The sequence below is a fragment of the Bacillus sp. B15-48 genome (assembly GCF_016879755.1).
In the GTDB taxonomy this organism is placed as follows: domain Bacteria; phylum Bacillota; class Bacilli; order Bacillales; family Cytobacillaceae; genus Mesobacillus_B.
In genome coordinates, this window is sequence record NZ_WOFU01000002.1 from 824,725 (window position 1) to 838,790 (window position 14,066).

General features: G+C 37.6%; 15 protein-coding genes. 2 read left to right on the plus strand and 13 right to left on the minus strand.

Features of this window, described 5'->3' with window-relative positions:
• Positions 1-26 precede the first annotated feature (26 nt).
• On the minus strand, positions 27-1,403 hold the full coding sequence (argH, locus tag GNT69_RS09660) for an argininosuccinate lyase (RefSeq protein ID WP_203554734.1): 1,377 nt from the start codon (positions 1,401-1,403) through the stop codon (positions 27-29).
• The gene (locus GNT69_RS09665) at positions 1,400-2,608 is read right to left on the minus strand and encodes an argininosuccinate synthase (protein ID WP_203554735.1); all 1,209 of its coding nucleotides are present in this window, start codon (positions 2,606-2,608) and stop codon (positions 1,400-1,402) included. Before GNT69_RS09665 ends, argH begins: the two co-directional genes overlap by 4 nt.
• Positions 2,609-2,845: 237 nt before the next feature.
• On the opposite strand from GNT69_RS09665, the gene GNT69_RS09670 reads away from it, so the two are divergent.
• Complete coding sequence (locus tag GNT69_RS09670) at positions 2,846-3,166, plus strand: ABC transporter C-terminal domain-containing protein (RefSeq protein WP_203554736.1); 321 nt, start codon at positions 2,846-2,848, stop codon at positions 3,164-3,166.
• Between the two features lie 438 nt (positions 3,167-3,604).
• On the opposite strand, the gene GNT69_RS09675 is transcribed toward GNT69_RS09670, so the two are convergent.
• From GNT69_RS09675 to sppA, 9 genes are all read right to left on the minus strand, one after another.
• Positions 3,605-4,120 carry a MogA/MoaB family molybdenum cofactor biosynthesis protein gene (locus tag GNT69_RS09675; RefSeq protein ID WP_203554737.1) on the minus strand — a complete coding sequence of 172 codons (516 nt, stop codon included), beginning with the start codon at positions 4,118-4,120 and terminating at the stop codon, positions 3,605-3,607.
• 3 nt (positions 4,121-4,123) lie between these two features.
• Entirely contained in the window at positions 4,124-4,957 is an 834-nt protein-coding gene (locus GNT69_RS09680; RefSeq protein ID WP_203554738.1) for an EcsC family protein, read from the minus strand.
• A 111-nt stretch (positions 4,958-5,068) separates the two neighbouring features.
• Positions 5,069-6,256 (minus strand): acetate kinase, encoded by a 1,188-nt coding sequence (locus GNT69_RS09685; protein WP_203554739.1) that lies wholly within the window; start codon positions 6,254-6,256, stop codon positions 5,069-5,071.
• Positions 6,257-6,518: 262 nt separating this feature from the next.
• On the minus strand, positions 6,519-7,508 hold the full coding sequence (locus GNT69_RS09690; RefSeq protein WP_239094109.1) for a class I SAM-dependent methyltransferase: 990 nt from the start codon (positions 7,506-7,508) through the stop codon (positions 6,519-6,521).
• Positions 7,509-7,628: 120 nt separating this feature from the next.
• Complete coding sequence (gene tpx / locus GNT69_RS09695; protein ID WP_203554740.1) at positions 7,629-8,129, minus strand: thiol peroxidase; 501 nt, start codon at positions 8,127-8,129, stop codon at positions 7,629-7,631.
• A 126-nt stretch (positions 8,130-8,255) separates the two neighbouring features.
• On the minus strand, positions 8,256-8,726 hold the full coding sequence (gene ytfJ / locus GNT69_RS09700; RefSeq protein ID WP_203554741.1) for a GerW family sporulation protein: 471 nt from the start codon (positions 8,724-8,726) through the stop codon (positions 8,256-8,258).
• A 12-nt stretch (positions 8,727-8,738) separates the two neighbouring features.
• Positions 8,739-9,434, minus strand: a complete 696-nt coding sequence (locus GNT69_RS09705) for a DUF2953 domain-containing protein (protein WP_203554742.1) — start codon at positions 9,432-9,434, stop codon at positions 8,739-8,741.
• Between the two features lie 76 nt (positions 9,435-9,510).
• Positions 9,511-10,029 (minus strand): RDD family protein, encoded by a 519-nt coding sequence (locus GNT69_RS09710; RefSeq protein ID WP_203554743.1) that lies wholly within the window; start codon positions 10,027-10,029, stop codon positions 9,511-9,513.
• A gap of 14 nt (positions 10,030-10,043) precedes the next feature.
• A complete protein-coding gene (gene sppA, locus GNT69_RS09715; protein WP_203554744.1) occupies positions 10,044-11,057 on the minus strand; it encodes a signal peptide peptidase SppA in 1,014 nt (337 codons plus the stop codon).
• Positions 11,058-11,206: 149 nt separating this feature from the next.
• Between sppA and GNT69_RS09720 the strand changes: the two genes are divergently transcribed.
• On the plus strand, positions 11,207-12,010 hold the full coding sequence (locus tag GNT69_RS09720; protein ID WP_203554745.1) for an NAD kinase: 804 nt from the start codon (positions 11,207-11,209) through the stop codon (positions 12,008-12,010).
• 77 nt (positions 12,011-12,087) lie between these two features.
• Here GNT69_RS09720 and mbcS read toward each other — a convergent pair whose 3' ends face one another.
• Together mbcS and GNT69_RS09730 are read right to left on the minus strand one after the other, a co-directional pair.
• A complete protein-coding gene (gene mbcS / locus GNT69_RS09725; RefSeq protein WP_203554746.1) occupies positions 12,088-13,674 on the minus strand; it encodes an acyl-CoA synthetase MbcS in 1,587 nt (528 codons plus the stop codon).
• 160 nt (positions 13,675-13,834) lie between these two features.
• Entirely contained in the window at positions 13,835-14,038 is a 204-nt protein-coding gene (locus GNT69_RS09730; protein WP_203554747.1) for an alpha/beta-type small acid-soluble spore protein, read from the minus strand.
• Between the last annotated feature and the right edge of the window lie 28 nt (positions 14,039-14,066).

Below are 14,066 nucleotides of genomic sequence, written 5' to 3' on the forward strand. Positions count from 1 at the left end.
GGCTACTCTGCGATATTTAATGAAATTTAACGTTCTAGGATTTTTTTTCCTTTTTTAATCTGGGCAGTAACTTCTGCGAAACTGGTACCACCCGTTGAGTTCCTACGTACAACTGCATTATAAGGATTAAGTGCATCGTAAATATCTTCTTCAAATAAAGTGCTAGCAGCCTTGAAGTCAGCGAGTGATAGATCCGCTAAATAACAGCCCTTTTGAATACATTCTAAAACTAATTTGCCAACAATTTCATGTGCTTCCCTAAAAGGTAGTCCTTTTGAAGCTAGATAATCAGCCAATTCTGTTGCGTTAGAAAAATCTTTCGTCACAGAATCTTCCATTTTATCCTTATTAACAGTCATCGTTTCAATCATTCCTGCAAAGATTTTCAATGAACCTTTTACAGTTTTAACTGTATCAAACATTCCCTCTTTATCTTCCTGCATGTCCTTATTATAAGCAAGCGGAAGTCCCTTTAAGATTGTTAGCAAGCCCATTAGGCTACCATAAACTCTCCCGGTTTTCCCCCGAATTAACTCAGCCATATCGGGATTTTTCTTTTGCGGCATAATGCTGCTTCCAGTCGCAAATGTATCATCAAGCTCGATGAAACGAAACTCTTGACTACACCAAAGAATGATTTCTTCAGCAAAGCGAGATAAGTGCATCATCATAATTGAACTAGCTGACATAAATTCAAGAATAAAGTCCCGGTCACTAACCGCATCTAAGCTGTTTTGATAGATCCCCTCAAATCCTAATAGTTCTGCGCTATATTCCCTGTTAATTGGAAAGGTCGTCCCGGCTAACGCACCAGCGCCTAAAGGACTAATATTAATTCGTTCTAAAGCTCCAAGAAAACGCTGCTTGTCTCGTTCAAGCATCCAAAAATAAGCCATCAGATGATGCCCAAAAGAAATTGGCTGGGCTCTTTGTAGATGGGTATATCCTGGCATAATCGTTTCTACATGTTGTTCGGCCTTAGTTATTAATACCTGTTGGAATTCAGCAATTAAGTGCACAACCTCTTTTACTTGCTCTCTTAAATACAAGTGCATATCAGTTGCTACTTGATCATTTCGGCTTCTTGCCGTATGGAGCTTGCCGCCCAGGGGACCAACAAGCTCTGTTAGCAAATGTTCTAAATTCAAATGAATATCTTCATATTTTGTAGTGAATTCAAGTTCTTTTTTCTCTGCTTTTTCTTTTAATGTCTTTAATCCGGCGATGATGGTATCCGCTTCTTCAGTTGTTAAAATCTCACACTTAGCTAACATCGTAGCATGGGCAATGCTACCTTCGATATCCTCTAAAACAAGCTCTTGGTCAAAGGAGATCGAGGCACCGAATTCATCGACCCATTCCTCAGCGGAAGCAGTAAATCTGCCGCCCCATAACTTTTTCACGCGTTCACCTTCTTACCTTGTACCATACTATTTACTTTTGTTGGAAGTCCCCAAAGATTGATAAATCCAACTGCTGCTGCATGGTCAAACTCATCTTCTTTCGTATAAGTAGCAAGCTTTTCATTGTATAAGGAATATGGAGATTTACGTCCTTCGATAATCGCGTGTCCTTTAAATAACTTCACTCGTACTGTTCCTGTCACATGTTTCTGCGTTTCTTTTAAGAACGCTTCAAGTGCTGTACGGAGTGGAGAGAACCATAGTCCTTCATAAATCATTTCAGTGATTTTCTTTTCAATTACAGGCTTGAAGTGAGCAATTTCTTTAACTAGCGTAATATCTTCAAGTTCTTTATGAGCTTTAATTAATGTCATTGCACCTGGAACTTCATAGACTTCACGTGATTTAATCCCAACAAGGCGGTTTTCAACATGGTCCACACGGCCAACACCGTGTTTTCCAGCAATAATATTTAGCTCAAGAATAAGTTGTGCTAGTGAGAAAGCTTTTCCGTTTAAAGCAACTGGAACTCCTTGTTCAAACTCAATTTCAACAATTTCAGGTGTGTCTGGTGTATCTTCAAGTTCAGCAGTTAATTCATAAGCTTCCTTTGGTGGAGTAGCCCATGGATCTTCAAGAATTCCACACTCATTGCTGCGTCCCCAAAGGTTTTGGTCAATCGAAAATGGGCTATCTAAATTAACTGGAATAGGAATATTGTTTTTAAGGGCATAATCGATTTCTTCTTCACGCGACCACTTCCAATCACGTACAGGTGCAAGAACTTCCAAATCCGGATTTAAAGCATTAATTGATACTTCAAAACGCACTTGGTCGTTCCCTTTCCCCGTACAACCGTGAGCTACAGCAACTGCACCTTCTTTTTCAGCGACTTCTACAAGTTTCTTTGAAATAAGCGGACGTGACAGTGCGGAAACAAGCGGATATTTCCCTTCATACAATGTATGAGCTTGCAAAGCAATTAGCGCATACTCTTGAGCATATTCTTCTTTTACATCAAGAACATATGATTTAGTCGCTCCAACTTTCAATGCCTTCTCTTTAACAAAGTTTAAATCTTTTCCTTCACCGACATCAAGACAACATGCAATCACATCATATCCTTTTTCTTGAAGCCATTTTATTGCTACTGATGTATCTAGCCCGCCAGAATAGGCAAGTACTATTTTTTTAGATTCATTCATTTTTTTGTCTCCTCTTTGAATATTTATACAAGTTATTATATGTTTATTCATTTGATATATTAAAAATTAACAGGTTTTACATTTAATTTCAATCCTTTAATGCAATATTTTTTAAAAAAATTTTTCAAAGAAAAGAAAAAAAAGGAAATTTTATAAACGGGGGGAAATAAATGAATAGCATAGGAATACTTACTGATGTAAAATAAAAGCATGATTAAAATGGGGTGACTTTATTTTATGAAGGAATTTTTTAATTTCGATTCAAGACTAGGCATTTCAATCCCTTCCTTTAAAGTAGGTTGGGACGAGTTATCATTGGGAATACAGCACCAAATCCTTCTACATTGGGAAAAGATCCGTGGTCATATTCCTGATAGAATCGCAGAACTAGAAAGCTTAATTAACCAAAAACAAGCAGAATTGAATGATGAATCAAATTTTACACGTTCATGCAAACTTAATAGTGAAATTGCTGAACTTGCATCCATCATCAATGATTTATGGTTATGGTATCGTACACATCAAGATGTCACCAGCGAGAAAGCCCATTTAGGATAAAGTTTGAAACTTCCATCAGTAAGGGAATGACTGCCAGTTAATCTGCGATAAATATTAATAATTTCTGACTTCCCCTCTCTTAAATAGAAGGCTTGTCCTTAATTGAGTAACTAGCAAAAGGGAAATAAGCGGAGAATTTCCGGTTAAATGCAGAATGGAGCTCGTTTCGGGGGATATAAGGGGAGATATTCCGGTTATGCAACTAAAAATCCTTCACTTTCACGTTTATCGAGTTAATAGACGGAATTTACCCGTTTATTCAAGCTGTTTTTAATGATATTTGCTAATTAAGCGGAATATTTCCGTCTATTATTCTTAAGTGTCAAAGAAGGTATGAAGATTAACGATATGAGCAGGGCATATTCCAACATGGTGCCCTGCTTTTTGCACCTCAAAAGAGAACCCGTTACATTGACATTGAGAGGCCCTTGATGATTTTTAAGATAGATCTTTTTTTAACTCACCGACAATATGGCCAATTTCAGGAAGAATTAATTTTTTCATCGCCAATTTAACAGCACCGCTAGAACCTGGCGTGGCAAATACAGCTTTATTGTTTATCACCCCTGCGGCCGCTCGTGACATTAGCGCGGCAGAACCGATATCTTCTTGGTAACTTAATATCCGGAAGAGTTCACCAAAGCCGGTAATTTCTTTATCAAAAAGTTTCTGAACCGTCTCGATCGTTACATCCCGTTTCGCAATACCGGTTCCACCATTCGTTAAAATAACGTCAATCTCTGGATTCCCACTACCTTTTAAAACCTCTAAACGGATTGGTTCAATTTCGTCTTTGACAATCACATAATCGATAATAAGATGCCCTTCATTTTCAAGCATCTCCATCATTAATTTCCCGCTTTTATCCGTATCTTTATTTCTTGTATCACTAACGGTAATTATTTTACAACGAACTTGAGAAGGGGCGGATTGCTTATGTTCTGCTGTACTCATTTTTTACACTCCTTTATGTAGCAAATAGCGATATTGATAATATTTATGGGCAAAGTCTGTCACTTTTCTCGTTAATTGATAATTCGCGCCTGCTCCAATCGCCATACTGATAATCGGCAAACCTTGTAACTGCTTTTTTCTAAACAAGAGAATGACCATTGCTTTTAACATTTGCCTTATTGGCTGTTCCATCCATGTTATGTCTGTTAAATCCTCTCTTCCTTCATAAAAATAATGATTATCTGTTTGTTTCAAATCCTCAATCAACTCGCTCCAACCATTCGCCTGTATGCGCTTTGGCATCATAGCTACATGAAAGACTTTTAATGCCGTCATCATTTCAAACGGTGTGTTGACTTCAAATCCATATGACATCGCAATCAACTGAACCGCACGTAAATTAATGACTGCCATAGCCGGAAGATCCGCTCCAAGTGCAATGGCCCCGCCACTCCCCGAAACTCCTCCTTGTATGAATGAATACACTCGGTGTCTTGCAATTTGTTGTTCAGCAATGTATTGAACTTGTTCTATGGATAATTCTCGAATATGTTCAATTGAATGCAATTCACTATTAAAGACCCTGCCAGCCGTTAAGATTCGTGCTTTTGCATCTATTTGTAATTGGGAACCTTGAATCAGCGAGTGGAGATGAAAGAGCCAATTGTCTAATTTTGAAAAGAATTGATCTTGCACTTCTTCGGGAAGCATGACGAAGGCTCTTTCTAAATATTTATCGTAGATAAGTTCTAAATCATTGGGGACATAATCAAAAAGAGAGGACTCCCATTTTTTCAGCTCTTCAATGACCTGGTTTTCCCTTTTTGTCAAAGTCATCACAAACCCTCCAACGTATCAATTTATTTTTAGTATAGCATATGTAAATTCTCTCATGCTTTTTTTAAAATAAAAGAAAAAAAGGCAAAAGCGTTGCTTTTGCCTTTAAACTTATTTTATTAATCGAACAATATCCCTTGCAATCATTACTTCCTCATTTGTTGGAATAACCATAACCTTAACCGGTGAATGAGCATAGCTAACGAATGCTTCTTTACCACGAATTTTGTTAAGTGCTGGATCCCAATAAATACCCATGAATTCAAGTCCTTTAAGAACTCGCTCACGAATCGATATACTGTTTTCACCGATTCCAGCAGTAAAGATAACGGCATCTATACCGCTCATACGCGCTGCATATGAACCAATATACTTATGAATTCGATTTGCAAATACCTGTAAAGCTAATTCTGCACGCTCATTTCCTTTTGCCGCTTCTTCTTCTATATCACGAAGATCGCTTGAGAATCCGGAAACCCCTAACATTCCACTCTTTTTATTTAAAACATCTAGAACTTCATCAGCCGTCTTACTCGTCTTCTCCATAATATAAGGAATAAGTGCTGGGTCAATATTTCCTGACCTTGTTCCCATCGTTACCCCCGCTAACGGTGTGAATCCCATTGATGTATCAATCGATTTTCCACCTTCAATAGCCGCAATACTAGCACCATTTCCAAGGTGACAGGAAATTAAGCGTAGATGCTCGATTGGGCGCCCCAACATTTCCGCAGCACGCTCGGAAACATACTTATGTGATGTTCCGTGGAATCCATATTTACGAATGCCAAAATTTTTATAATATTCATATGGTAAGCTATATAAAAATGAGCTTTCAGGCATTGTCTGGTGGAAGGCAGTATCAAAAACAGCAACTGCAGGAATGTTTGGTAGCGCTTGTTTAAATGCAATAATTCCTGTTAGATTTGCTGGGTTATGTAATGGAGCCAATTCTGATAGTTTATCAAGCTTCGCCAACACTTCATCAGTTATGACGACAGAGTCACTAAACTCTTCTCCACCATGAACCACACGATGCCCAACACCTTCAATCTCCTCAAATGACTTAATAATCCTATTATTGATAAGTTTTTCTAATAACATTTTAACAGCCACTTCATGATTAGGGATATCAAGGGTTTCCGTAACTTTTTCCCCATTTACAGAAATGGTAAAAACCGAGTCCTTCAGTCCAATCCTTTCAACTAGGCCTTTTGTTATAACCTCTTCACTAGGCATCTCAAAAAGCTGGAACTTTAGGGATGAACTTCCTGCATTAATTGCAATCATTTTTGCCATTTTTAACTAACCGCTCCTTTTTAACAACTTGTACAAGCAAATAAATCACCTTTGGATTTTAGTTTGTACAACTAGCTCAGTTTCTATCTCTCCAATAATCATTAAAGCATTGAGCTATGTTCATATCAAGCTATGATTGAACTGTTACCGCTTACATTACAAAAGTACTTTAATTCTGATACTTGAAAATTTCGTGACTATTTCCCCTATTTCGTGTTCCCTTTCCCAGCAAAAAAAACCGATGAATATGAACATCGGTTTGTTAATCTTTCTTATTTTCAATGTACCATTGATCAATCTTACTAAGAATATTGTTCATTGCCCGCCCATCTGACATACGGGGCAATTCTACAAGCAAAGCTTGTTTAGGTTTCTTAATATGTTCAGCATTCTTCTGTACGATTAAAATGCTTTTCGCCGCTTGTTTATTTTTAAACATCTCTAACGGCAATTGAATGATCCCTTGAATCACTAAATGATCCTTTATGAATTGATGTAGTTTGGTAGCTTGTTCACTTTCGAAAAGTCCATTGGGAATCACAAAAAAGAGATAGCCCCCTGCTTTCGTGTGGCGTGTGCTTTGCTCAATAAATAAATGATGAGCATATGTATGACCATTATTCGCACTAATTTCATATTCGGCAGCCTTAACATCATTCGGGTAATATCCAACTGGCAAATCACAAACGACCGCATCTACTGGGTCGATAAACAAAGATTCTAAACTATCTTGATTAAATAATTCAACTTCATGCATTTGTAAATTTGCATTTACATAAGCGAGCTTAATTAACACATCGTCAATCTCACTGCCAATCGACACAATCGTTTTACCTGTTTGTTGATTTAACACAGTTGACAATAAGTTTGCTGTCCCTATCGCTGGGTCTAATAACCGAAAAGTTGATTCCTTAATAAATTTATTTACAAGGTATCCAATTAAAATTCCAACTGAATCTGGTGTCATTTGATGGTTTGGCTGAACATTTTCCTGCATTCCTCTTAAAATTGCTAGCTGAAATGCTTTGCGAATTTCCTCTTGGGAATAGTCCGTTAAGCGAATTTCCTTGTATAATTTACTTATCCTTTTGTTTGTCAGTTCACTTAATTCTTCTTGAAGAATCTTATCGTGAAAGATGTTTTCCCCCGTCTCCGCAAGTGCTTCTAAATAAGTGCATGATAATTCATCTTTCAACATATCAGCTGTCTGATTAAAGACAGTAAACAACTTTTCTACTGGTACGATACTCAATAGGTTCTCCTGCTCCTTTCATTGGCGTATTTTTCTATTTTAACGCTCCCTTTTTATTTGAACAAGATTCATTTCCTTAATGATAAGGAAAAGCCGCAGAATGTTCTGCGGCCCAAGTATTTATTTTGCTTCGCTTACTGCTTTAATTGCAGCTTCATAATCCGGGTGATTCGTTGCTTCACTTACATACTCTACATATGTCACTTTATCGTTTGAATCGACAACGAAAACAGCGCGAGCTAATAGGCGTAATTCTTGAATTGCCACTCCGTATGCTTCTCCAAAAGATAAATCGCGATGATCAGAAAGTGTTTGTACATTTTCGATTCCATTCGCTCCACACCAACGCTTTTGTGCAAACGGTAAATCAACACTAACAGTTAATACTTTAACATTGTCGAACTTTACCGCCTCTTCATTAAAGCGGCGAGTTTGCGCATCACAAACCCCTGTATCAAGTGATGGCACAACGCTAATCAATCTTACACTTCCGTTTGTATTTTGTAGTGTTACTTCAGAGAGATCGTTTGCTAACACTTTAAAGTCTGGGGCTTGGTCACCTACTTTTACTTCATTCCCTAATAATGTTACTGCTTTTTCCTTAAATGTAATATTTGCCATATTTCCCTCATCCTCCTAAACCATTTTATGTACAGTGTTAATATATCTTTTATTTAAAACTTTTTCAAATATTAGCGTTTGCAAATAAAAAGTTAACTTCAATTAGAAGTTAACTTTTTCGGTTCATTAAATTTCAAGATCTTTTTTAGGTCCTTGGTATTCACTTGGATTACTTGGTTGAAGATTATCGCTATTGTCTTTATTGTCCCCACCATTTGAAGCTTTGGACAACATATTTTGAATCTTCTCAACAGCCTGTGGTGCTGCATCTAGAATTTTTTCAATCAAATGCGTATTTTCATCAAGATGAAGCATTCTCACTCCATGGGTGCTAACGATTAAAAATGCGATCGGAGTAATAGAAACACCGCCACCACTTCCTCCTCCAAATGGATGTTTGGATGTCGAACCATTATCACCATCTAGCACAAATTCACTTCCACCTGCAGCAAACCCAAAGCCTACTTTCGAAACAGTCATGATGACACTGCCGTCAGGAGTTTCAACGGGGTCACCAATAATTGTATTTACATCAATCATTTCCTTTAAGTTTTCCATTGCTGTTGTCATAAGACCTTGAATTGGATGATCTGACATGAAGAATCCTCCTTAAACTGAATTTGTTTTATCACCAGAAAGGGCAGAAAGCGGTCTTGTTTTAAAGTTAGGCATTCCGCCTTTCCAATATCTAACCAGTTTTAACCCTGCCAAAATAGCATGCCCGATTCGAATCTGAAAAATACATTTCAACTGAATTTGAGACAAAGTTTGTTGAAAAATCGGGGTTACGGTTACCACAGGCATTTCTTTCATTCTCATATAATTACTAATTAAACCGATAATACTCCCTTTAACAGACCAGATTGCACCACATAATACAGCAGTAGAAGCTGCCTCTCCGATTCCAACCGCAGTGTGCCATTCAAGTTTTTTTACTGAGACCTTGTTAAACAGCTTACGAATATGAGTATGTAAACCTACAACATGTTCAAGTAATGCTTTCGTATCATCCAGGCTATTTAAAAGGTCTTGTTTGTCAAATTGCTTTTCCTGCTGATCGACTGTTTTATCATCGGGTCCTACTTCTACTTTTTCTTTTATAGTAAGAGACTGGTTCTCCTTATTCAGTTTAACCATCGGAATGTTTTTTCTATACTTAATAAGTCCACCCAAAGCCTTTATTAAGATCGTAAAATTATCATTATCATTCCCGTGATAAAAATCAATCACAATCTTAACATTTGTCAAAGCAATCACAATGATTAACAATAATAAAAGAAGCAGGAAAAAGAAGAGCCATTTCACAATTATTCACAACCTTTCAGCCTACCATTATCGGCATATGTCCAAAAAAATAAACCTGCCATTAGGCAGGTTCCCATTATTTCTCATGAATAACCGATGTTTCCGCAAATAAATCATGTAATCCTTGTTTTCTCGGCAGAAAGGCGACAATCACATAAGTAATCCAAATTGTTGTTGAAATAAACCGTCCAATCCATTCCCTATATAAGACGGTCCCCCAAGAGAGTTTCTCTCCATTTAAGTGAATGACTTTTATACCGAAAACCATCTTTCCTAGGGTTTGGCCTAAGAATTTTGTCATTAATACAAAATAGAGATAAAAACTTATGGCTGTGGCAATCGCAATTGGTGAAAACATACCGCTGTCAACGATTGAGATACCAAGCGTTCGAAAAACAGGATAGATAAACAAATTATTAATGCTTCCGATGACCAAAAGGTCCATAAGGTATGCCCAAAACCTCATCCAGAATCCTGCATACCGGAAGGCTGTAGGTTGATCTGAAGACAATTTTTGAGTGTGAATTGGACTTTCGCCAGATTGTGGTTCGTCTGTAACTTGCGCCTCATTTATTTTTTCATCATATGTACTCATAATAAGGCCTCCTCCTATTCAGCATACAGGTACATCAACCTTGGAGAATTCGGCTGGGATAAAAGATGAATGATTCCTTCCATTTCTGTCCCTTTGCTCATGATTGTTTGTACCCCCATGCCAAATAAAGAATTTAACCCGAAGTTTTCTGTATATTTTACAACCTGGGCTTGCTCGAGATTTTCGTCTTCCTTTACAGCGTTAATGACATCTTCTAAATAACCAAACCCATCGATTAAATTAAGTTCTAATGCTTGACGGCCATCATAAATTCGTCCATCTGCAATTCTTTTCACTTCATCAACAGACATTTCTCGCCCCTCAGAAATGACTTTAACAAATCCTTCATAGGAATTATCAATCATCCTTTGGAGAATATCCCTCTCATCTTCTGTCATTTCCCGTGCCCCACTCATGATATCTTTATAGGGCCCACTCTTAATCGTTACAAACTCAACACCATACATTTCAGCTAACCCAGCATAATTAACCCCTTGCATAATGACACCTAACGATCCTGTTAACGTTTCAGGGCTTGCATAGATTTTCTTTGCTGGTGCAGCAATATAATAACCACCTGAAGCAGCCATAGATCCCATTGAAATATAAACAGGCTTATTTACTTCCTGTTGAATTTCAACGATTTTATCATGAATTTCAGCACTTTCGACGACACCACCACCAGGAGTAGTAACGCGAAGGATAATTGCTCTAACACTGGGATCGTCTTTTGCGTAATTAAGCTGTTCCATAAACTTCCGATGATTATACCCACCTGTATCTAGAATAGAAGGAGCACCACCCCCAGTGTCCTGAATAACCCCATTTATCGTTAAAACAGCCACTTTTGAAAACGCATCCCCATCTTCAATCACTTCCTCTAATACCACGTCATTTTTTGATCCGAAAAAATCACTAAAAATAGACTCTGTCTCGGAAAAAGCGAAAGATGATAATAAATTAACAAAAGCAGAAACAGCAAATAAAACAGCAGCAATTCCAAGTGCTGCCCACCGTTTTCCGTTCATAAAAAAATCCTCCTTTTGTACATTTTATTAAGCTATTTATTTGCCTTAATAATGGTACACTATAAATAACTCCCCTTATTTTAGCAAAAGTGGCGAAAAAAGGGGGGAAATAACAAAAGATTTGGACTTAAAAGTTTGGAGGATTGATGATGTCACAACGTCGTAAATTATTTTTTTATCATAAGCCCGTTCCAGAAATGAAGCAAAATGTAGACGCCCTCTATGCTTTAGCAGAAAAAAATGGGTTTATATTAGAAAAGGATTATCGTAAAGCAGATATCATTGCAAGTATTGGTGGAAATGATGCTTTTCTTCTAGCTGTCCGCAATACTGGATTCAGAGATGATTGTCTCTATGCAGGCATATCTTTAAATGATGAGCGAACGTTTTATTGTGATTTTCGAATCACTCACCCAGAAGAAGTTATTAACAGCATCTCAAATGATAATATTGAAGTTAGACGTTATCCAACCATCGATGTAGACGTAGATGGGGAAACGAGTTTTCAATGTTTAAACGAGTTTAGCCTGCGCTCGTCCATTATTAAAACAATTGTAATCGATGTCTTCATTGACGATTTACATTTCGAGACCTTCCGTGGTGATGGGATGATTGTGTCTACTCCGACTGGTAGCACTGGGTACAATCGTTCTTTACGTGGTTCAATTGTCGACCCCTTGCTCCCATGTATTCAAGTAAGTGAGTTGGCTTCCCTTAATAATAATCAATATCGAACATTGGGATCTTCTTTTCTCCTTAGTGGAAGCCGGAAATTATTATTACATATCGTTCAAGATGGAAATGATTTTCCGATAATGGGGATGGATAATGAGGCTCTTAGCATTCAGCACGTTAGAGATATAGAGATTAAACTGAGTAATAAGACAGTGAAAACGATTAAACTAAAAGATAATTCGTTCTGGGAAAAAGTAAAACGAAACTTCTTAAACTAGAAGACGCAACCATCTCGACATTGCTTTTAAAGAGAACTGCAAGGATTGTCCTTGCAGTTCTTTATTATGTGCACTTTTTAACAATCTGCCCCCTTGTTAACTTCAAGTTCTTTCCTTCGAAGTTCTACGCGGCGAATTTTCCCTGAGGTTGTCTTTGGAAGTTCTTGAATAAATTCAATTTTCCGAGGGTATTTATACGGCGCTGTCATAGACTTTACATGGTTCTGCAAAATTGAGATTAAGTTTGGATCCATTTCATCGGTCCCCTCCTTCAACACAACGAAGGCCTTCACAACGCTTCCGCGTATAACGTCAGGCGAAGCGACGACTGCACATTCTTTGACGACAGGATGTTTCACAAGCGCATCTTCTACTTCGAAAGGACCAATTGTATAGCCTGAACTAACGATTATATCATCCCCGCGCCCTTCAAACCAAAAGTATCCATCTTCATCCTTTTTCGCCTTATCGCCTGTAATATAATAATCGCCGCGAAATTGCATTGCTGTCCTTTCAGGGTCTTTATAATAACGCTTAAATAAAGCAGGTGTTTCAACGTGGACAGCTATATCACCTACTTCTCCAACAGGACAAGGAACTCCTTCATCGTTAATAATTTCAACTTTATTTCCAGGAGTAGGTTTACCCATTGAACCTTCTTTTAGTTCCATTCCTTGAATTACACCGACTAGTAAAGTATTTTCTGTCTGGCCATATCCATCACGAACATCAATATTAAAGTGCGTTCTAAAGATATCAATGACTTCACGATTTAATGGTTCTCCAGCCGACACAGCACTACGTAAATCTGCTAATTTAAAGTCTCCAATTCTTTCTACCTTGGCCATTAAACGGTATTCTGTCGGCGTGCAACATAATACATTTATTTTATATGTTTCAAGTAAGGTTAAGTATTTGTTTGGTTCAAAATTCCCATTATAAACAAACCCAGTAGCACCTGTTCCTAACACAGATAAAAACGGACTCCAAATCCATTTTTGCCACCCTGGGGCCGCCGTCGCCCATACGGTATCTCCTTCCTCAATTCCAAGCCAATTTTTTGCTGCTGTATGTAGATGAGCATAGGCCCAGCCATGTGTGTGTACGACGCCTTTTGGGTTTCCAGTTGTCCCTGATGTATAAGATAAAAAAGCCATATCATCTTTATCCGTTTGTTCAATTTCAAGTGAGTCTGACGCTTGACTTAGTTCCTGACCTAAATAAAGCCAACCGTTTTCTTGCTTCCCAACAGAAAACCTCAACAAATCATCATTTATGCCTAAAAACTGATCAACATATGGATAATAACTAATGATCGCTTTTACATCTCCATGATTAACCCGATATTGTAAATCCTTAGTTCTTAACATCTCAGAACTCGGGATGACGACAAGTCCTAGTTTTAACGCTGCTATATATACTTGATACGCTTCAATTAGCTTTGGGATTACAACTAACACCACATCGCCCTTAGCAAGTCCGTACGTTTTAAACACATTCCCAACTTTATTTGCCAAGCTTAATAATTTTTTATAAGTGATCTCTTCTTTTTCTCCAATCTCATTTTCCCATTTAAGAGCGATTCTTTCATCGCTATCTGCAAACCGTTCAAATTCGGAAATAAGATTATATTTTTGCGGGGCAATCAACTGATTCCTCTCCAAAATCCACCCTCCTAAACTTTAGTATCTGCTAATAATACCTGACCATATCATTATACAGAAATACATAATTTTTAAAAAGGACTTTGACACAAGCTTTCACTCCAAATAAAAGAAGCGGGAAATTCATCCCGCTTCTTGTAGCCATTTTATTTATGTTATATTATTTTGAAAATCCGCTCATTTGTTGTTGAGCCATTGAAACTAAACGCTTAGTGATTTCTCCACCAACTGAACCATTAGCGCGAGAAGTCGTTTCAGCACCAAGGTTTACACCAAATTCACTCGCAATTTCATATTTCATTTGCTGAAGAGCTTGTTCAACCCCAGGTACTAAAAGGTTGTTTGAGCTATTATTGTTTGCCATGTGACTTTCACCTCCTTGTGAGTATAGA

Coding starts and splice junctions, on each gene's coding strand:
- GNT69_RS09730 (WP_203554747.1), bottom strand. CDS start 14,038: ATGGCAAACAATAATAGCTCAAACAACCTTTTAGTACCTGGGGTTGAA.
- GNT69_RS09675 (WP_203554737.1), bottom strand. CDS start 4,120: ATGAGTACAGCAGAACATAAGCAATCCGCCCCTTCTCAAGTTCGTTGT.
- GNT69_RS09680 (WP_203554738.1), bottom strand. CDS start 4,957: ATGACTTTGACAAAAAGGGAAAACCAGGTCATTGAAGAGCTGAAAAAA.
- sppA (WP_203554744.1), bottom strand. CDS start 11,057: ATGAACGGAAAACGGTGGGCAGCACTTGGAATTGCTGCTGTTTTATTT.
- GNT69_RS09710 (WP_203554743.1), bottom strand. CDS start 10,029: ATGAGTACATATGATGAAAAAATAAATGAGGCGCAAGTTACAGACGAA.
- GNT69_RS09720 (WP_203554745.1), top strand. CDS start 11,207: ATGTCACAACGTCGTAAATTATTTTTTTATCATAAGCCCGTTCCAGAA.
- GNT69_RS09670 (WP_203554736.1), top strand. CDS start 2,846: ATGAAGGAATTTTTTAATTTCGATTCAAGACTAGGCATTTCAATCCCT.
- GNT69_RS09665 (WP_203554735.1), bottom strand. CDS start 2,608: ATGAATGAATCTAAAAAAATAGTACTTGCCTATTCTGGCGGGCTAGAT.
- ytfJ (WP_203554741.1), bottom strand. CDS start 8,726: ATGTCAGATCATCCAATTCAAGGTCTTATGACAACAGCAATGGAAAAC.
- GNT69_RS09685 (WP_203554739.1), bottom strand. CDS start 6,256: ATGGCAAAAATGATTGCAATTAATGCAGGAAGTTCATCCCTAAAGTTC.
- tpx (WP_203554740.1), bottom strand. CDS start 8,129: ATGGCAAATATTACATTTAAGGAAAAAGCAGTAACATTATTAGGGAAT.